Below are 18,583 nucleotides of genomic sequence, written 5' to 3' on the forward strand. Positions count from 1 at the left end.
ATCCTGCCAATGTGCCGTCCATACTACAACTTCGCTGTGCCTACCTCAATGGTCAACTTGCTATCTAATGTCTTTGCAAAAATGGGATGCTCCCGCGATGAATCGCGTCTCTCTTCCGGCATTTACATAGTAAAAATAATTCCGAGTTTTTTGGGTTAGCAATTACATAAATGCGATTCATCGCGTCCCCAATTATTTTTTTCCCACAGTGACAACAACCTCAGAGGAAAGCGATGCCTGCGGCGGGCTACGCCTACGCACATTGGATTTATAGTTTAACTGCGATCGCCTTCTGACAACCTCCAACCATTGAAAGAGAAAATGAAGGAATATATGGAGTAGGGCTAGGCTTGCTAATTGACTGCAAGCATCGCCGAGTCTATATTTATCGTCTCCCTGTGACAGAGAAATGTCTGGAAAATCCCGTGACTGTTAGCACTGAATCGGTATCACCTGGGTTTGTTCTGAATATGAGTAAAGTTTGGTAGTGTACGCATTATCTGAATTTTAGGCAAATCAATTGTAAATTATGCGATCGCTATAAGCCAAAATTTTTATAGATACTCACACAGGTACAGCCAAAATGGATATTAAAAATGGCTTCGTCGGCGCTGTTGGCAACACCCCCCTAATTCGCTTAAACAGTTTCAGTGAAGAAACAGGGTGCGAAATCCTTGGTAAAGCAGAATTCCTTAATCCTGGCGGTTCCGTCAAAGACCGCGCCGCACTTTATATCATCGAAGATGCAGAAGAGAAAGGTTTACTCAAACCCGGTGGCACAGTTGTAGAAGGAACTGCTGGTAATACTGGCATTGGACTGGCGCATATTTGCAACGCCAAAGGCTACAAATGCCTAATTATTATTCCCGATACTCAGTCACAAGAAAAAATAGACGCACTAACAGCATTAGGTGCAGAAGTTCGTCCCATCCCTGCTGTACCCTACAAAGACCCAAACAACTACGTCAAACTATCTGGCAGAGTCGCTGCTGAGTTGGAAAACGCTATTTGGGCGAATCAGTTTGATAACTTAGCCAACCGCCGGGCCCACTACGAAACCACAGGGCCGGAAATTTGGACACAGACAGATGGTAAAATAGATGCATGGACAGCCGCAACTGGTACTGGTGGTACTTATGCTGGTGTAGCGTTGTACTTGAAAGAACAAAATCCGGTAATTAAATGCGTTGTTGCCGATCCATTGGGTAGTGGACTTTATAGCTATGTTAAAACCGGCAAAATCAATATAGAAGGAAATTCCATCACTGAAGGTATTGGTAATGGTCGGGTCACAGCCAATATGGAAGGCGCACCTGCTGATGATGCCATCCAAATCGATGACAAAGAAGCTTTACGGGTAGTTTACCAACTACTAAGGAAAGATGGGCTTTTAATGGGCGGTTCAACGGGTATTAATGTTGGCGCAGCTGTCGCCCTAGCGAAACAGTTGGGGCCAGGACATACCATTGTCACCATCTTATGTGATAGTGGTTCCCGGTATCAGTCGCGGATATTCAACCCTGAATGGCTAGCCTCAAAAGGACTTTCAATAGATTAGTCATTAGTCATTAGTCATTGGTCATTGGTCATTAGCAAAAGGCAACTGACGGATGACTAATGACAAAGGACAAAAGACAAAGGACAAAAGACAAATGAACAACATAACTCAACCATCAAACTTCCCCACAATAGACCAACCCTCTTATCCTAAATGTGTGCGGGTTTGTCAAAATCGCACTTGCAAAAAGCAAGGTGCAGTTAAGGTTTTAGCAGCTTTTGCAGCTTTGCCAATCCCTGGTGTGACAGTAACAGCTAGCAGCTGTTTGGGACAATGCGGCAATGGGCCGATGGTGCTGGTATTACCCGATTTGGTCTGGTATAGCGGCGTTCAACCCGATGAAGTATCTCTACTGATAGAAAATCATTTGTTAGGTGGTCAAAGAGTCCAGCAGATGCTCTATTATCGGTTTCATCCCTAGAAATAAAGCTAAATTTTCAATATTAATGTCTGCAATCCTGTTGACTGAAGTGAGGCATCCAATGAATATCCAACAGCTGCGTCAATCCTTAAAACAAAAATGGCTGAGTTACTATAAGCAAAATATTAACTGGCTGGTCAAAATGCGAATTTGGGGCACTTACGATGGTCTGCGCCGTCCTTTGTCCGGTTTTATTTTGGCAACACTGTCTGTTTTAGAACCCCAGTTTGATGAAATACTTGCTTTTATGCTGGATCTGAATAACGATCCAGATAAAATAGTCACCGCCTTAGGTCTTAACTTCAATCCTGATGAAGAGTTACGTTTAATAAAACTAGACCATTCTATGGCTATAACCCAAGTTGAAAGCGAGTCGCCAGATGAGAAGCATTTTGAGGATAAACATCTGTCATCGGCTGTAACTGCCAGCAAGATTGCGCTTCATTCTCTTGCCAAGACTCTAGATTCCAACTTGTCACGCGCCGATGAACTTGTGCCATCGATTACAGCTACCACTGAGGTAGTTCGCACACGCAAACTTGAGTTGATAGTAGCAAATGCAACTAAAATTGCTCCAGATACTCCGGCAAAAACGCCATCCTCCGGTTTGCTAAGGGAATATCAACCAGTACGCTGGCACTCTGGTCAGTTACCTTCACGAGGATCGGCGACAATGACCAGTGAGGTTAACAGCAAAGCCAAAACTATGCCATCTGTGGCATTAGCTACTGAGGTAAAAAGCAACGCGCCATCTATCCGAATCCCTGTGACCGCATCATTGGCAATTACCACTGAGATTAACAGTAATGCTAAACCAGTGCGATCGCCCCTTGGGCGGCTCCCTTCAGGAGCATCGCTAGCAATTACTACTGAGGTTAAAAGGAACGGCAAACACCCGAATATTCAACCAGAAAACGTTAAGAGCAAAGTGAATCTAGAAACCACTAATGCCCGTAGTATAGCTTCTTGGGTAGATGAATTTTGTTACGGCGCTAGGAATAAAGAAGAAGATATTTTGACTTGAATTAATTATGGGTAATCATGAGAAACAAACGGGATTTCTATGACTTCACCTTCAGTTTCTCCCACTTTGACTTTTAAGCCTACACCACCAGCTTTAGTGCGAATGTAACCTAATCCAAAATAACCTTCAGTGGTTTCTGTATAACTGGTAAGTTTGCCGACCTTTTCATCTCCAACTGCGATCGCACTTCCAACTGCCGCAGGGGCACTGAGGCGGATACCCAAAAGGTGTTGTTTTACACCTTTGTATGTGTTTAGCCGAGCAATGGTTTCTTGCCCAATATAGCAACCTTTAGTAAAAGAAATTGTTTGCCACAAACCAACTTCCAAAGGATTATAATCATCTGTGAGTTCAGCATCTGGGACGGGGCGGCCTTGTAAGATTCGCAAGGCATCCCAGGCGCGATCGCTCATCTCTACTGCCCCAGCTTCTAACAATTTATTCCACACCGTTTCTTTGTCAGTATAGGGGAAGGTTAAGGTGTATCCGGGAGCAGCTAACCCACTACCCACAGCAACCCGTATCCCTTCAGCCGGAGCAATGGTGTATACTTTGTGACTACCGTAAGGTTGCCCAATGAGTTCGCCAATACCCAACTTTTCTAAAACAGCGTCGCTTCCTGGTCCAATGAGGCTGAAGGTGTTGGTGTATTCTGTAATATCAGATAATTCCACCTTGTCAGCAAAGAAAATATATTTATCCAGCCATTCCATGAGATATTGGCGGCGGTTGGGTGAAACTAGCAAGATTACCGCATCTTCTCTAACGTAAGCGGTTGCTAAATCAATTGTCCTGGCTGTAGAAGTGACGAAAACTGTATCACAACCTTGTCCTGGCTTGAGTATTTGGAAATTGTTAGTACTTTGGTTGTGTAAGAAGTTGAGACGATCGTCGCCAGCTACTTTGATACGTCCCCAGGCGGTGCGATCGCATATTGCAACCCCAACTCTGGCAGCTTGGATAGCTGCTGCGTCTTTATCGTCAATTGTAGATGTTGGCATGGTGATGAGAAGTTGCCCTGTTTCAATGTTGTCGCACTGAAAATCTTAGCAAATAAGCGTTTGCGGCTTCAATGGCAAAGCAGTGAAAAAAGCGATGCTTATGGCGGGCTGCGCCTACACTTTTTTTCAACATTACATTGTAATTGAGTCTTTCTTTATTTAGAAGCCCCCGATCAGAAATTATCCTCTCACATTTGAATTTTGAATCTTTCAATCCAAAATTTAAAATCCAAAATTCGAGAATTAAATAGCGTTAATACTGCTTACAAATTTTCTTTCGAGATTTTTTTAATTTGCCCAGCAAAGTATGCTTCCTCATGTTTGAGTTGTTGCGCTACTTCTAACCCTTTTTGAAAAGCTGTTAGTGCTTGAGGAAATTCTTTGCGTTCTAGATACAATTGCCCAATTTGGTCATAAGCTTGCATCAGCCCGTAAAAATTGGTGGCTTGCGTCTCTGTCTCCACAAGAATTTGGCTAGCCTGCAAAGCCTCGTCTGTTTGTCCTTGAGAACGGTACAGCGCAATTAACTTCTGCAAAGCTTCACCAGCACGAACGTACTCCTTTAATTGCCAAGCAGTAGTATAAGCTTCTTGATAATTATTAAAAGCTTCTAGCAGTAAGTTAGGATCTTTCTTTGCTAGAGATTCGTAATCTGAAGCGATCGCTAGCTTTAGTTTTGGTATTTCAGTAAGATTATTTTCACTAACGTAAATTTCTACTAGTTTATTAAGTACATTCAATGACTGTTGTGGTTGGCTTGTCCGGTCGTAAATTTCAGCCAGCTGTTGCAGATATGTTACCTCGGTTACACGTTCGCCTTGAGAACTAGCTAAACTCAACAATTCCTGGTATATTGGCGCAGCTTTGGGATAATCAAACCAACTCAAATGCACCTCTCCAATTGTCTTGAGGGTTTCTATGAGTGCTGTTGTATCTTTTTGCTGCCGCACCACTAGCAAAACTTGGTCGTAAGCTTCCACAGCTAGTTTAGGCGATCGCACATTTTGATAAGCTTGACCTAGCGATCGCCACAATTCGAGATCAATTGGGGCAGTTGTTTTCTGAGATTGTGCCTGCTTTTGAATTGCTTGCAATCGCTGCGTAATATATTGTACTTCTTGTGCATTATTTTGCTTCCAGGCGATCGCGCCGACTCGTGATAGTGCTTGCACCTCTGCTAATGAACCTAAAAAGCGCCGCAAACGAAGTTCCCGGTTCCAAATTTCAAACGCCGCCACCTGATCTCCTGCTTGCAGTTTCGCTGCTGCTTCTTGATTTAACCCATCTAACGCTGGTTCTAACTTTTGCTGTTCTTGGAGAGTTAACGGCTGTTTATCTTTGGGCAAACGTGGTAGCAGTGGATCGGGTGTGCTAATTTCTAAGGGATTAGGAGGAAATTTATCCGGTACTTTGGGGTTTTTAGTCTGTGCCAGTGTCAAGGAACTGCTAAAAAGTATAGCGGCAGTAACAATCACAATTAAGCGCCTAAACATGTGTACTTTACCTTGCCTTGAGTTGGTTGCATAAGTTAATTATCCCCATACCCTATTCTTTTTACCTTATTCCAGCAATTCTGAAGCGTCACTGACATTGCTTTATGTCTCTATCTATTACAAGCACTAAATAAATCAAGCTAATGCAAGCAAAGCTTTTTGAGTGTAATTGCTGAATCTCTGTATCATATTTACATAATTTATGCAAGCAAGAATCTCTTGAAAATGGCTGCGGGATATACTGAATAATTTAATAAAATTTATTATTTGTCTTCTCATGAGTCAGGAAATATACGCTCCCAATAATCAACTAATACAGGTATCCTTTATTAGAGCTATTACAACTATTAGAGCTACTTTGCTCTAGAAGTTAAGAAACTTGGTATCAGTTAGCACGACTATGACGAGTAGTACCGTGAAAAACTTTTGGCATTACTGATTTAGGCATGAATCAAGAGATAGATACGCAATATATCGCGTCTCTATATCGGTTTTCTTATTCAGCAAGCCAATTTTTTCATTGGTCTTGTTTGGTTTGAACAAAGATATAGGCGCTTGGACTCCGGCTGCTAGTCAACCTTCTGCTTCTGTGCGGTACGACGCTAACGCGTAGCTTGCTTAGGAGTAAGGGTAAGGACTTTCTAAGGTCGCTAACGCTGCACTAATAGGTGTCACCCGTCTACAGAGGTGGCTCACCGTTTTTACCAATTTAGTCAGCAGCTACTTTTTCAACTAGGAAGGTAAAAAATGGAATGGGCTATTTACAAAAAGAATACAGGTAGTTTTGTAATAGCAGTCGCAATTATGACTGGTGTTGGCGTAGTTTCGTATCTTAGTTTGCTTCAGTATAGAGAAAACGCTCAATGGGTAACACATACACGCGAGGTGCTGGAAAAGACTAAAGAAGTAATGTCACAGGTCAAAGATGCAGAAACTGGACAACGGGGCTATCTGCTCACGGGTAAAGAACGGTATCTAGAACCCTATCGCACTGCAACTGGCGAGATTCCTCAGAAACTTAAAGCTCTGCGCCAATTGACTGCGGATAACCCCGATCAACAACGGCGGCTCGATCGCCTTGAACCCCTGGTTGCCAAAAAACTAGTTTTGATGGAACAGGCGATTAACGCTAGGAGCAAAAATTTAGAATCCGCGCTGCAAATAATTCAGACAGATCAGGGTCAGCAGTCTATGGAGGACATCCGAATGCTGACTACAGCGATGGAGAACGAAGAGAATGAGTTGTTGAAACAGCGGTCAATAAAGGCAAACGCCAGCGCTCATCAAGCAACTTTCTTAACTATTTTTGGCAGCGTTATCGCTTCTGCGATCGTCGGTTTAGCAGCAATAATTACCAATCAGGAACTTGTAAAACGCAAGCGGATGGAAAATTTTCTGCAAAAAGCTCGTGATGAGTTAGAAATAGAGGTTAGCAAACGGACTGCCGAACTGAGAAACACTAACGAAGAATTGCAAACTGAAATTAATGAGCGTAAAAGGGCAGAGTCAGAGATTCTGCGCTTGAACGTCGAGCTTGAGGGGCGAGTTGCAGAACGCACAGCACAACTCGAAGCCACTAATAAAGAGATGGAAGCATTTAGTTATTCTGTGTCTCACGATCTGCGGGCCCCCTTGCGGAGCATCGACGGTTTTAGCCAAGCGCTACTAGAAGATTATAGTGATAAGCTCGACGCACTAGGCCAAAATTACCTACAGCGAGTGCGTGCAGCTACCCAGCGAATGGCACAACTGATCGACGATTTACTGAATCTGTCACGACTGACGCGTAGTGAGATGCGTTGCGAAAAAGTGGATCTGAGCGCACTGGTGGAGGCGATCGCCACAGAGTTGCACAAAACACAACCAAAACGCCAAGTAGAGTTTGTAATTACACCGGGATTGGTTACCAATGGTGATACTCATCTATTACGGGTCGCGCTAGAAAACCTGCTGGGTAATGCTTGGAAGTTTACAGGAAAAAATCAAAGAGCAAGCATAGAATTTGGGCTTTTGCAACAAGATGACACCCATGTGTATTTTGTCCGTGATGATGGCACAGGCTTCGATATGGCCTATGTTGAGAAACTCTTTGGTGCTTTTCAGCGCCTGCACGCCATGACTGAGTTTGAAGGTACTGGCATCGGACTAGCTACCGTGCAGCGCATTGTTCACCGTCATGGTGGCCGTGTCTGGGCTGAAAGTGCAGTCGAGCAAGGCGCAACATTTTACTTCACCCTTTAACTATAGGAGAACACACAACATGATTTTACTTGTAGAAGATAATCCTGATGATGAAGCGCTAACCCTACGCGCACTCAAGAAAAACAATATTATGAACGAGGTAGTAGTCGCACACGATGGGGTAGAAGCCCTAGATTATCTCTTTGGTAAAGGTGTATACGCCGATCGCGACATGAGCGTTATGCCGAATCTCATCCTGCTAGATTTGAAGTTGCCTAAAATGGATGGTTTGGAAGTTTTGCGACACCTGCGAACCGACGACAGAACAAAAATCCTTCCCGTCGTCATTCTCACTTCCTCCAAAGAGGAGCAAGACTTAATCAATGGTTACAGCTTGGGTGCTAACAGCTATGTTCGCAAACCAGTAGACTTTTCCCAATTCAGCGAAGCAGTGCGACAACTAGGGTTGTACTGGTTTGTGTTAAACGAATCACCACCAAGGGTATAGCTTACCAATCCTCCAAAATCAGGTTATAGATACAAAGCTGACTTTCTTAATTACGAATTACGAATTACGTTAGCGCAGCGTTAGCGACGCAGGAGCGTCATTACGAATTACGAATTACATGGGTATACCACTGCGCGTATTACTTGTTGAAGATTCAGAAGATGACGCTTTGTTGATACTGCGTGAACTGCAACGTGGTGGCTATCAAGTAACTTTTGAACGGATTGATACACCCACAGCCATGAAAGTTGCGATCGCAGAGCAAACATGGGATATCGTCATCTGTGATTATTCCATGCCTACCTTTAGCGCCCCTGCTGCATTGAAGCAAGTTAAGGAGAGTGGACTTGACTTGCCATTTATTATTGTCTCAGGCACTATTGGTGAAGATACCGCAGTAGCTGCCATGAAAGCTGGTGCCCATGACTATATCATTAAAGGCAATTTAGCACGACTTATCCCTGCTGTTGCCCGCGAGTTGCGTGAGGCGCTTGTGAGACGCGAGCGTAAACAAGCAGAGGAGCAGATTAAAGCATCGCTTCAAGAAAAAGAGGTGCTATTGAAAGAAATTCATCACCGGGTAAAAAATAATTTGCAGATTATTTCTAGTCTGCTCAATCTGCAAGCAGAATATCTCAAGGACAATCAAGCCCTTGAGGTATTCAAAGATAGCCAGAACCGGATTGAATCAATGGCTCTGATCCACGAGAAACTATATCAATCTCAAGATTTGGCAAAAATTAATTTTGTTGATTATATCCAAGATTTAGTAACTAATTTATTTTATTCATATAACGTTAATTCCAGCGCTATTTCCTTGAAAATGAACGTCGAGGAGGTTTTTTTAGCCATTGATGTAGCTATTCCTTGCGGCTTGATTATTAATGAACTTATTTCAAATTCCCTAAAACATGCCTTTCCCCAAAGAGAAGTGGGAGAAATTTGTATTGAATTCTGCTCCCTAGAAGCAAATTTATTTACACTTATTATCAGTGATAATGGTGTCGGTTTTGCCCAAGATTTTGACTTTAAAGCTACAGAATCATTAGGTTTGCGATTAGTCAAAGGTCTAACACATCAGCTACAAGGCAATATCGATTTTATCAGCTATAACGGAGTAGAGTATAAAATTATATTCCCAACTAAGGTTTTATAAAATTATAAGTTTAGAAATCATGAATCCAGCAAATATATTAGTTGTTGAAGATGAAATCATCGTAGCAATGGATATACAAAGTCGGCTAAGAAAATTTGGATACACTGTTATGGGGCTTGCCGATTCTGGAGAAGAAGCTATTAAGAAAGCAGCAGATGGTTCTCTAGATTTAGTTTTAATGGATATTCATCTCAAAGGAAAGATGGACGGTGTGGAGGCCGCTCAAATAATTCATAATATTTTTAAAATTCCAGTAATATATCTTACCGCTAATGCAGATGAATCAACTTTAAATCGAGCAAAAGAAACAGAGCCGTTTGGCTACATTCTCAAGCCTTTCAAAGAAAAGGAATTAAAGTTCACTATTGAAATTACGCTTTCCAAACATCGAACAGAAAAAAAATTAAAACAGAATGAACAATGGTTGACTACTGTACTTAAAAGTATTGGAGATGGTGTTATTACTAGCGATGCCTCTGGATCTGTAACTTTTATGAATCCTATTGCAGAGGAACTGACGGGTTGGAATTATTCTGATGCTTTTGGTAAAGAAGTAACAGAAATATTCAATATTGCTCATGAAGAGACTCGGATAGTAATTGAAAGTCCGATCAAGCAAGTCCTTCAATCTGGCGTTACTGTCGGTCTACCAGAAAAAACGATACTTATTACTAAAAACGGTACAGAAATCCCAATTGATGATAGTGTTGCAGCGATTAAAGATGACAACGGTAACATCACGGGTGCAGTTTGCGTTTTTCAGGATATTACCGAGCGTAAGCAGATATTGAAGGCACTAGCGCGTCGCCAGCAAGAATTCAAAGCACTAGTTGAAAATGCACCTGATATTATTTCCAGATTTAACACTCAATTGCGCTACGTTTACGTTAATCCAGTTATTGAAAAGGTTACAGAAATATCAGCCGAAACATTTATCGGCAAAACAAATGCAGAGTTAAATCTACCGGAAGAATTTTGTCGGATATGCGATCATAAGCTTGGACAAGTTTTTCAAACTAAGCAAGAGACTGAGTTTGAATGCAGTTTAGCGATCGCTCAGGAAACAAAACATTACCATACCCGTCTTGTGCCTGAATTGGCTAGCGATGGCTCAGTATATTGTGTTTTGAGTATTTCTCGCAACATTACTGCTCTAAAACTTGCAGAGGCGCAATTAATTTATGACGCTTTTCACGATATATTAACCGGTTTGCCAAATCGCGCCTTATTTATGGAACGGCTAGAACGGGCGCTAATGCTAACAAAACGACGTGGAGAATATACATTTGCTGTTCTGTTTCTAGACCTAGATCGCTTCAAAGTTGTTAACGACAGTCTCGGCCACATGATTGGCGATCAACTACTAACTGCCCTTGCTCGCAGATTGGAGAAGTGCCTGCGTGCTGGAGACACAGTTGCTCGTCTAGGGGGAGATGAGTTTACAATTTTGCTTGAGGATCTCAACAACATCAATGATGTAACAGGCGTAGTGGAGCGGATACACGAAGCTCTGACATCTGCGTTCCAACTCAGTGGATATGAGGTCTTTACCACCGTCAGCATTGGCATCGCTTTAAACAAAGGTAGTTACAACCATCCAGAGGAACTCCTGCGCGATGCTGACATTGCAATGTATCGCGCTAAGGCATTGGGTAAGGCACGCCATGAGATATTTGACTCAAGCATGTACAGGCAAGTAACGGAGCTATTAGAGTTAGAGATGGATCTACGGCGGGCAATTGAACGCCAAGAGTTTCAGGTTTACTACCAGCCAATTGTATTGTTAGAAACTTACAAAATTATTGGTTTTGAGGCTCTTGTTCGCTGGCAGCACCCGCAACAGGGATTAGTTGCTCCAGACAACTTTATTCCACTAGCGGAAGAAACTGGGTTGATTATCCCTATTGGTTATTGGATACTGCGCGAAGCTTGTCGGCAGATGCGTGCTTGGCAAATACAATTTCCTATTGACCCACCCTTGACAATCAGTGTAAATCTTTCCACTAAACAGTTTTCACAGCCTGGGCTAATTGAGCAAATTTCCCAAATTATGCAAGAGACTGGTCTAGAAGGCAGCAATTTAAAGCTGGAGATTACCGAAAGCGTACTGATGGAAAATATTCAATCAGCAACTTTTATGCTCTTGCAACTGCAACAGATGAATATCCAATTACATTTAGATGATTTTGGCATAGGCTATTCATCCTTGAGTTACCTGCACCGCTTTCCAAGTAATGCCTTGAAGATTGATCGTTCTTTTGTTGCTAAGATTGGTGCTAACGGGGAAAACTTGGAGATTGTTCAAGCGATCATCACCCTAGCCCAAAGTCTAAATATAGATGTAATAGCAGAGGGCGTAGAAACTGTAGAGCAACTGGCACTACTTAGAGCTATGAAATGCAAATACGCACAGGGATATTTGTTCTCAAAACCCCTGGATAGTAAGTCGATAGAAACATTAATTGCATCTGGCATTCAGCCGAGACAAGGATAGAGTTACGAAGCATAAGCATTTAGCGGCAGGTTATTTATTCTCTTTTTCTCCTCTGGCTCGTTCCTGTGTCAAGCTATCAATAGCATCACCCAAGGCAGTAGTAAGGCTATTGCGGGTTTGAGCGTGGTTATCCTGCTCAGTTTTCAAAGCTTGCAAGACGCGATCGCGTTCTTTGATTACGGTAATGAGTTTAGCTTGCAATTCCTCTACAGATTTCAGTTGTTCTATTTCTTGTTGGATCGCTGTTACTGGTGTTCCAGCAGCCAGTGTCTCCATCTCAAGACCCTGGAGTTTATGCAATTCTGCCTTGAGGGATGCGATCGCCTGTTGAGACAATTGGGCATCTGTGCGCCGTTGTTCTGCTTCTGTGTTGTAAAGCTGACGCCATTTTTGGGCGCTTTCCCAAGCAGCATCGCGATCGCTCTGAAGTCCCGCCATCTGCTCTTTGAGTGTCTGGATTTCGATCAACCACTCTTGTGTTAAATCTTGATTCATAAATAATTTGTCATTTGTCATTTGTTTTTTTCCCCTGCTCCCCCCACTTCCACTCCCTAGTAAGTATTATTGCGGTAAAAAGATAAATGCGATCGCTACACAAAATTTGGCAAAGTAGTTAATAAAGCCAACCAAGTTTTAACTCTAAATCATGCCAAAGCCTCGTTTTTTACGCTTCTTTCGCCACCTCAATTGGCGCACGCTCAAAAAAACTTTTGCTAGGACAATCGAAAGACGACTTTTTGGACTCGCCTCAGAAATCGCCTTCAATGCTATGTTATCTCTGTTTCCGGCAATTCTTGCGATCGTCACAGCCATTGGCTTATTAGCAGAATCTTTACAAGCTACCTTTAAACAACTGGCGACACAACTCAGTCAAGTTCTACCAGAACAAGCCCTGGCTCTGATTCGTGATTTTGCCACTACAGAAATTACCAGCTCCAAAAACAGTGGTTTGTTTTCTCTCAGCTTTGTATTAGCCATTTGGACTGCTTCTGGAGCAGTAAGTACCGCGATGACAGCCTTCGACCAAATCCATCAAATTCCTTCAGAAAACATCCGTCCCTTTTGGAAAGCCAAGCTCGTCTCTCTGGGTTTAACAATCGGTACTATGTTGCTTTTAGTGTTGGCTTCTTTCTTAGTGTTTACCAGTGACCTACTGTTGGCAATGGTAGTCCGCGGAAATGGTTCTTTGATCTTCTTGTTGCATCTTTGGCAGCTTTTACGCTGGCCTTTAGCTTTAAGTATTGTTGCTGTCGCCTTTGGCTTTGTCTACCGCTATGGCCCAAGCCAGTGGAACTCAGGCACGCCAATGATGCCTGGAGCAATTTTAGCAGCTGTTTTCTGGGCGATATTGTCTGCTCTATTTCGGCTTTATGTGGCGAATTTTGGCAATTATAATAAAGTCTATGGCGCAGTAGGGGCTGTGATAGTTTTAATGCTTTGGCTATCGATGAGTGCTGCGGTTCTGTTAATCGGCGATCAGTTGAACGTGACTGTCGGCGAAGATATGCGCCCAAAAGCACGCCAGGATCTCGTAAAAAATATTAATTTGTAAATATCGTTATAAATCCCTGAGAAAATTTTTGCAAAAGTTCAATAGGGGAGTAGAATGTCTAACGATTCAAGACAAACTTAGCGATCGCCTTCATGCCTGATTCTCCTTTTCGATTTTCGATGATTGAACCTGATGCCAAAGCACCCACCTTGAAGCGTCTGCGTCAGTTAAGTCGGCTGCTGGATAACGTTATTACCATTCCTGGTACGCAGATCGGTTTTGGGCTAGATCCAATTTTAGGACTTATACCTATTGGTGGTGATTTTTTAGGAGTCATGTTTTCTAGCTACATCATCCTAGAAGCAGCGCGGCTGGGTGTATCTAGAGCCACTTTAGGCAAAATGGTTCTAAATGTAATCATTGATGGCTTAGTAGGCGCTGTCCCAGTATTGGGAGACATTTTTGATTTTGCCTGGAGAGCTAACACTAATAATATCAAGCTCTTGGAAGACTACTTAAAGTTTCCTAGCCAGCAAAAGAGTGCGGACAGGTGGTTTATCTTTGGCGTTTTGGTGGGATTGTTGCTGATTGCCATTGTCTTAGTCGCATTGCCTGTGATACTAGTTAGAATGCTGTGGAACGCCTTAACTGGCGGTTAAATTATTTATTGATAAGGGAATGAAAGATTGGTGGCAAGCTACTTTTCCTAAAGGGCGGCAAAGTCTAATTATTACTGATGTAAAAGGGTATCCTGTACAAATTGCTTATGGCGAAAAAGGTAGAGGGAAACCGCTAATTTTATTACATGGCATGGGTAGTTGGAGCTATAATTGGCGCCATAGTATAGCACCATTATCTAAATATTTTCGGGTAATTTGTTTTGATGCTAAAGGTTTTGGTTTTTCCGAAAAACCATTGTCGCGCAGAGAACACAACGGTCATCAAGTTATTGAGTTTAAAAGAGTTATTGAGGCATTATGTGACGAACCCGCAGTGATTGTGGCTGAATCTTTGGGGGGATTGGTTGCTCTTGCCCTTGCTCAAGAAAATCCGCAGTTAGTCGGGCGGCTTATAGTCGTAAACGTACCTATTTTTGCCGAACGTCTACCCCATTGGGTTATGTGGTTACTTGCCCAAACACCTTTGGAAATAATACAAACAATTGATTCTTTACGTCTTGCATATTTGTTTGCACCTCTATTTAGAGAAATTATGGCGATCGAAAGACGTAGAGTATTATTTGATCCCTCAATTTTGACACAGGAAGATGTCTATTGGATAACTTACCCATTTATTGAGCTACCTGGTACAGTTGCAAAAGTCGCTGAAGAGTTACAAATAGCAGCGCGAGAAATTGAGAATTGGCAAGAAAATAAGCCGAATATGCTTACCAAAATTCAAAATAACCTAAGTGCAATTAAGTGTCCTACATTAGTTTTGTGGGGCGATCAAGATAGTTGGTTTCCTGCTAGTCATGGTGAAAAACTGCATCAACATATTCCCAATTCTAAATTAAAAATTTTGTCTAACTGTTATCATGATGCCTCTGCTGGTGCTTTTGAAGTGTTGAATGCAGCAATTATTGAGTTTTTACGCGATACTGATTTCTAAAAATAATTCATGTTTTAATAAGAGCATCCCAACCATGTAAAAATACCTGACAATTTTGCGCGATTTTAAACAATAATTACGAATTACTAATTAAATAAAAAGAGAGTGGGAGGAAGCATATCAGTCAGCTTTCAAACTCCCACTCAGCTATTTACTGCTGAAGTGAACAGGAATATATACAGACGTTGCCCTTATTTTAGGGTTAATGCGTACTTCAACAACAACGCCTATTGCATTTAATATTCCTGTTGCAGCAAATACCAAACTTGATTATTAATCTTTATCTGCTAATGAAAATCCTCTGCAAATAATTGGTAGAGATAGTTTTTTCTTGTAAATCACTTAGTAAATAGTGTCTTACAAAAGGAATTTGCTTACGTGGTAGTCCCTGATAACAAAACCCTTGAAGTCGTTTATCTTTGTACAATTTAACTTGGTTAATTAGAATCTGGTTGCCATTTTGGCAAATTTTTAAATTTCCGAATTGCTCGCCTGTAGCAGTACCATCGCCTTCTCTTGCTTTTCTGCTAGATAACCATATTTCCGCAGCAGGTACTTAACTAATCAGGAAAAGGCATGACTAAATGTATAACTTTGACCAGGTTGAATAATTTGAGGTCGATTCATAAATTTTGATTAGAATTTAAGTAAATACAACTACCAGACCTAGACGAATAGACGAAGACGATAAAGATAAGCTGACTGGGGATTCCTGATAAACCACTCTTGGGCGATAGTATAACTGTAGATTCTTTCAATTCTCTCACCTACTATGCCAAAACAGTCTATAGGTCTTGATCGCCAAGTATATAATTACCTTTTATCCGTTTCGTTACGGGAACCGGAGATTCTTTTGAAGTTGCGCCAAGAAACCGCCAGCCATCCCCGAAGTAGAATGCAGATTTTACCAGAACAAGGGCAGTTTATGAGACTTTTGGTGCAGCTTATTGGAGCCAAGAAAACCCTGGAAGTTGGAGTATTTACAGGTTATAGCTCACTTTCTGTAGCTTTGGCGCTACCGGCTGATGGGAAGATAATCGCTGCTGATGTGAGTGAAGAATTTACTGCGATCGCCCGCCGATATTGGCAAGAAGCTGGAGTTGCCGATAAAATCGATCTACGATTAGCACCAGGTTTAGAAACTTTAGATCATCTGTTGGCAACTGGACAAGCCGAGACATTTGATTTTGCTTTTATTGATGCTGATAAAGAAAATTATGATGGATATTATGAGCGATCGCTGCAATTGGTGCGTCCAGGTGGATTGATTGCTATTGATAATGTTTTATGGTCAGGACAAGTTGCTAACCCAGAAAATCAAGATGAAAGCACCCAAGCTATCCGGGCGCTCAATGAGAAGTTACATCATGACGAACGGGTAACACTTTCCCTTGTACCTATCGCTGATGGGCTTACTTTAGCCATCAAACGGCCTTAATACAGTTTGATATAAATTTAGTATTGAATAGACTAAGGGCGCACAAATGTGCGCCCCTACCGCGTGTTTTATTTCTATTTACTTAGAAGTTGTAGCCAACGCCAAATAGTAGCCCTACATCAGTGTCATCCAGAAAAGCAGCATTCACACCACCTGTCAACGTAAATCGAGAACCAACAGGAAGGTCTACACCACCAGTTAACAGTAATCCAACATCAGTATTAGCATTAGCTTCAATTGCTACACCAGCACCAATATAAGGAGATATGGCAAAGGTTCTTGCGCCTACCGAACCTGCTGTGCGGGGAGAAAAATCCAAAGTCAAGGGAACCAGAATTAGTGTATCATCCCCAAAAATGACTGATGGTCGCACTGATATATTGCGTGTCAGACCAATTTTACTGATCGCTGCAAAATTACCGCTACTCAGAGCTGTATCGCTGCCACTCAAACCAATGTTACCAGCAACTCCAATATAGCTAGGGCCACCAAGAGTAGTTCTACCTGGCCTCACCTCAGGCGTTGTAGCATTTGGGGTTCCTGTTCCTGGTTGATTTAACTGACTAATGTTAACATCAGGCGGCACAAGGACTTGGTTAATTGCATGGATAACACCATTGCTAGCTTTCACGTCTGCCTGGATAACTGTGGCATTATTCACCGCGACTTGATTATTAGCGCGATCGATTTTAATATTTACAGGGCTTTGTTCAGAGGTTCTCAGTTCTCCAGCCGAGAGTTGACTAGAAGTTATTGCACCAGGAACTACATGGTATGACAAAATCTTAATCAATGCATCTCTGTTTTCTGGTTGCTGTAACTGCTGTAAGGTAGCAGCAGGTAAAGCAGCAAATGCTTGATCGGTGGGAGCGAAGATTGTATAAGGGCCAGGCTGTTGAAGAATATCTGCTAAACCTGATGTCTTTAATAAAGAAGTCAGAGTTGTCAAAGAACTACTGGATGCAGCAAGAGAAACAATATCAGTACCAGTTTGAGTTGCACCCACAATATATTGACTAGCTGGAAGATTGCTCGCAACGGGTTGCACCCTTCCTTGTTTAGCCAAAGCTTGATATAAAAGTGCCGCAGCTTCAGCACGAGTTAGGGGCTGTTGCGGATTGAGTTGTTTTACATCTGGATAATTAACAACAATATTAGATTGGGTTGCTGCTGTCACACTAGCAACAGCATAGTTCGGGATAGCTGAAGCGTCGTTGTAATAGGTGCTAAGGTCAGTACTGCTTCCAGTGGTGCTTCCAGTGGTGCTACCAGTTAAACCCAAACCACTGGTTATAGCAACGAGCGCCTGTACCTTCGGTATTTGTTCATTTGGTCTAAACACGTTCCCAGGATAACCTGCCAAAAATCCGGTTTCGTAGGCGTTCTGAATTGCAGAAGCCGCCCAATAGCCAGCAGGAACATCTCTAAATCCACCTGCGCTTAATTGCCGAACTCGATTTTGGCTAGGGAAAGCTTTTTGAATTAGGGCGGCAAACTCTGCACGAGTCACACCTTGATTCGGCCTGAAGCTGCCATCAGGAAAGCCACTAATTACGTTATTCTCAGCTAAGGCCTGAATGAAGGGACGCGCCCAATAATCTGAGGAAACATCAGACAAGTTTACTGATGAAGTAGGCGATGGTGTCGCAGGTGATTGTGTTTCAGGTGATGGTGTTGTAGGCGATGGTGTCGTAGATGGAACAGTATTTTGAGATAAAGCTGGGGTAGAAATTACTATGGGAGTGATTGTAGCAGCTGTCATTCCCAGAACTACTAAAGCAACCCTTGCTGATGGCCAACGAAAGGAACTAAACATGGAAACATCCTCTATTATCTAAATTTTCACCACACACAGTACAAAATTCCTATTTGGTTTTTGAAAAACCGCATACATATAACACTAATAGGCATAAGCAACGATATTGTGCTATATGGTATGTTGCAAAAATAAAGATTCTTACATGCAAGTAGGCGATTTTATCAGTTATAAAATCGCAGCCAAGCACTAGAATAATTAGCTTTTAATAGCCATATCTTTATAATTGCAGAAGATGGTTAATGCCGTCAAGCTACATGCATCATGATCTTTAGCAACATTTAAGAAATAAAATTTGTCTTGGCGATATCTTGTATTATTGATCTTTGAGCGAAATTATACAACTAACTAATGGCTGGGTTCCGAGGAATAACTTTCACTCTTTAGATA

At 42.1% G+C, this 18,583-nt stretch carries 15 protein-coding genes and 1 pseudogene; 12 read left to right on the forward strand and 4 right to left on the reverse strand.

Annotated features, from left to right (window positions below):
• Nucleotides 1–279 precede the first annotated feature (279 nt).
• The 4 genes and pseudogenes from V7K25_RS22305 to V7K25_RS22320 form a co-directional block, all read left to right on the forward strand.
• A pseudogene (locus tag V7K25_RS22305) lies at nucleotides 280–488 on the forward strand (Uma2 family endonuclease); the annotation flags it as partial.
• A 95-nt stretch (nucleotides 489–583) separates the two neighbouring features.
• Nucleotides 584–1,558: a cysteine synthase A gene (locus tag V7K25_RS22310; RefSeq protein ID WP_335160655.1), complete on the forward strand. Its 975-nt coding sequence runs from the start codon at nucleotides 584–586 to the stop codon at nucleotides 1,556–1,558.
• Between the two features lie 94 nt (nucleotides 1,559–1,652).
• On the forward strand, nucleotides 1,653–1,979 hold the full coding sequence (locus V7K25_RS22315; protein ID WP_335160657.1) for a (2Fe-2S) ferredoxin domain-containing protein: 327 nt from the start codon (nucleotides 1,653–1,655) through the stop codon (nucleotides 1,977–1,979).
• A gap of 61 nt (nucleotides 1,980–2,040) precedes the next feature.
• Nucleotides 2,041–3,003 carry a DUF5331 domain-containing protein gene (locus V7K25_RS22320; RefSeq protein WP_335160659.1) on the forward strand — a complete coding sequence of 321 codons (963 nt, stop codon included), beginning with the start codon at nucleotides 2,041–2,043 and terminating at the stop codon, nucleotides 3,001–3,003.
• Nucleotides 3,004–3,008: 5 nt separating this feature from the next.
• Here V7K25_RS22320 and ygfZ read toward each other — a convergent pair whose 3' ends face one another.
• Both ygfZ and V7K25_RS22330 read right to left on the reverse strand, forming a co-directional pair.
• On the reverse strand, nucleotides 3,009–4,004 hold the full coding sequence (gene ygfZ, locus V7K25_RS22325; protein WP_335160661.1) for a CAF17-like 4Fe-4S cluster assembly/insertion protein YgfZ: 996 nt from the start codon (nucleotides 4,002–4,004) through the stop codon (nucleotides 3,009–3,011).
• Between the two features lie 263 nt (nucleotides 4,005–4,267).
• Complete coding sequence (locus V7K25_RS22330; protein WP_335160663.1) at nucleotides 4,268–5,497, reverse strand: tetratricopeptide repeat protein; 1,230 nt, start codon at nucleotides 5,495–5,497, stop codon at nucleotides 4,268–4,270.
• Nucleotides 5,498–6,244: 747 nt separating this feature from the next.
• Here V7K25_RS22330 and V7K25_RS22335 point away from each other — a divergent pair.
• The 4 genes from V7K25_RS22335 (at nucleotide 6,245) to V7K25_RS22350 (ending at nucleotide 11,836) form a co-directional block, all read left to right on the forward strand.
• Nucleotides 6,245–7,738: a sensor histidine kinase gene (locus V7K25_RS22335; RefSeq protein WP_335160665.1), complete on the forward strand. Its 1,494-nt coding sequence runs from the start codon at nucleotides 6,245–6,247 to the stop codon at nucleotides 7,736–7,738.
• Nucleotides 7,739–7,757: 19 nt separating this feature from the next.
• The gene (locus V7K25_RS22340) at nucleotides 7,758–8,186 is read left to right on the forward strand and encodes a response regulator (protein ID WP_335160667.1); all 429 of its coding nucleotides are present in this window, start codon (nucleotides 7,758–7,760) and stop codon (nucleotides 8,184–8,186) included.
• Nucleotides 8,187–8,304: 118 nt separating this feature from the next.
• On the forward strand, nucleotides 8,305–9,342 hold the full coding sequence (locus V7K25_RS22345; protein ID WP_335160669.1) for a sensor histidine kinase: 1,038 nt from the start codon (nucleotides 8,305–8,307) through the stop codon (nucleotides 9,340–9,342).
• A 19-nt stretch (nucleotides 9,343–9,361) separates the two neighbouring features.
• The gene (locus tag V7K25_RS22350; protein WP_335160671.1) at nucleotides 9,362–11,836 is read left to right on the forward strand and encodes a GGDEF domain-containing response regulator; all 2,475 of its coding nucleotides are present in this window, start codon (nucleotides 9,362–9,364) and stop codon (nucleotides 11,834–11,836) included.
• Between the two features lie 30 nt (nucleotides 11,837–11,866).
• On the opposite strand, the gene V7K25_RS22355 is transcribed toward V7K25_RS22350, so the two are convergent.
• A complete protein-coding gene (locus tag V7K25_RS22355) occupies nucleotides 11,867–12,331 on the reverse strand; it encodes a hypothetical protein (RefSeq protein WP_335160673.1) in 465 nt (154 codons plus the stop codon).
• Nucleotides 12,332–12,482: 151 nt separating this feature from the next.
• Here V7K25_RS22355 and V7K25_RS22360 point away from each other — a divergent pair, with 151 nt between their 5' ends.
• The 4 genes from V7K25_RS22360 (at nucleotide 12,483) to V7K25_RS22375 (ending at nucleotide 16,377) form a co-directional block, all read left to right on the forward strand.
• Nucleotides 12,483–13,388: a YihY/virulence factor BrkB family protein gene (locus V7K25_RS22360; protein WP_335160675.1), complete on the forward strand. Its 906-nt coding sequence runs from the start codon at nucleotides 12,483–12,485 to the stop codon at nucleotides 13,386–13,388.
• A 92-nt stretch (nucleotides 13,389–13,480) separates the two neighbouring features.
• Nucleotides 13,481–13,987, forward strand: a complete 507-nt coding sequence (locus V7K25_RS22365) for a DUF4112 domain-containing protein (RefSeq protein WP_335160677.1) — start codon at nucleotides 13,481–13,483, stop codon at nucleotides 13,985–13,987.
• A gap of 19 nt (nucleotides 13,988–14,006) precedes the next feature.
• On the forward strand, nucleotides 14,007–14,939 hold the full coding sequence (locus V7K25_RS22370) for an alpha/beta fold hydrolase (RefSeq protein WP_335160679.1): 933 nt from the start codon (nucleotides 14,007–14,009) through the stop codon (nucleotides 14,937–14,939).
• Between the two features lie 772 nt (nucleotides 14,940–15,711).
• Complete coding sequence (locus V7K25_RS22375) at nucleotides 15,712–16,377, forward strand: class I SAM-dependent methyltransferase (protein ID WP_335160681.1); 666 nt, start codon at nucleotides 15,712–15,714, stop codon at nucleotides 16,375–16,377.
• Nucleotides 16,378–16,459: 82 nt separating this feature from the next.
• Here V7K25_RS22375 and V7K25_RS22380 read toward each other — a convergent pair whose 3' ends face one another.
• Nucleotides 16,460–18,193 (reverse strand): fasciclin domain-containing protein, encoded by a 1,734-nt coding sequence (locus V7K25_RS22380; RefSeq protein ID WP_335160683.1) that lies wholly within the window; start codon nucleotides 18,191–18,193, stop codon nucleotides 16,460–16,462.
• Nucleotides 18,194–18,583 lie beyond the last annotated feature (390 nt).

This window comes from Nostoc sp., assembly GCF_036919495.1.
GTDB lineage: Bacteria > Cyanobacteriota > Cyanobacteriia > Cyanobacteriales > Nostocaceae > Nostoc.

Bases quoted from the DNA above. Each gene is read 5' to 3' on its own strand.
- V7K25_RS22310 (WP_335160655.1), top strand. From the start codon at position 584: ATGGATATTAAAAATGGCTTCGTCGGCGCTGTTGGCAACACCCCCCTA.
- V7K25_RS22315 (WP_335160657.1), top strand. From the start codon at position 1,653: ATGAACAACATAACTCAACCATCAAACTTCCCCACAATAGACCAACCC.
- V7K25_RS22320 (WP_335160659.1), top strand. From the start codon at position 2,041: ATGAATATCCAACAGCTGCGTCAATCCTTAAAACAAAAATGGCTGAGT.
- ygfZ (WP_335160661.1), bottom strand. From the start codon at position 4,004: ATGCCAACATCTACAATTGACGATAAAGACGCAGCAGCTATCCAAGCT.
- V7K25_RS22330 (WP_335160663.1), bottom strand. From the start codon at position 5,497: ATGTTTAGGCGCTTAATTGTGATTGTTACTGCCGCTATACTTTTTAGC.
- V7K25_RS22335 (WP_335160665.1), top strand. From the start codon at position 6,245: ATGGAATGGGCTATTTACAAAAAGAATACAGGTAGTTTTGTAATAGCA.
- V7K25_RS22340 (WP_335160667.1), top strand. From the start codon at position 7,758: ATGATTTTACTTGTAGAAGATAATCCTGATGATGAAGCGCTAACCCTA.
- V7K25_RS22345 (WP_335160669.1), top strand. From the start codon at position 8,305: ATGGGTATACCACTGCGCGTATTACTTGTTGAAGATTCAGAAGATGAC.
- V7K25_RS22350 (WP_335160671.1), top strand. From the start codon at position 9,362: ATGAATCCAGCAAATATATTAGTTGTTGAAGATGAAATCATCGTAGCA.
- V7K25_RS22355 (WP_335160673.1), bottom strand. From the start codon at position 12,331: ATGAATCAAGATTTAACACAAGAGTGGTTGATCGAAATCCAGACACTC.
- V7K25_RS22360 (WP_335160675.1), top strand. From the start codon at position 12,483: ATGCCAAAGCCTCGTTTTTTACGCTTCTTTCGCCACCTCAATTGGCGC.
- V7K25_RS22365 (WP_335160677.1), top strand. From the start codon at position 13,481: ATGCCTGATTCTCCTTTTCGATTTTCGATGATTGAACCTGATGCCAAA.
- V7K25_RS22370 (WP_335160679.1), top strand. From the start codon at position 14,007: ATGAAAGATTGGTGGCAAGCTACTTTTCCTAAAGGGCGGCAAAGTCTA.
- V7K25_RS22375 (WP_335160681.1), top strand. From the start codon at position 15,712: ATGCCAAAACAGTCTATAGGTCTTGATCGCCAAGTATATAATTACCTT.
- V7K25_RS22380 (WP_335160683.1), bottom strand. From the start codon at position 18,193: ATGTTTAGTTCCTTTCGTTGGCCATCAGCAAGGGTTGCTTTAGTAGTT.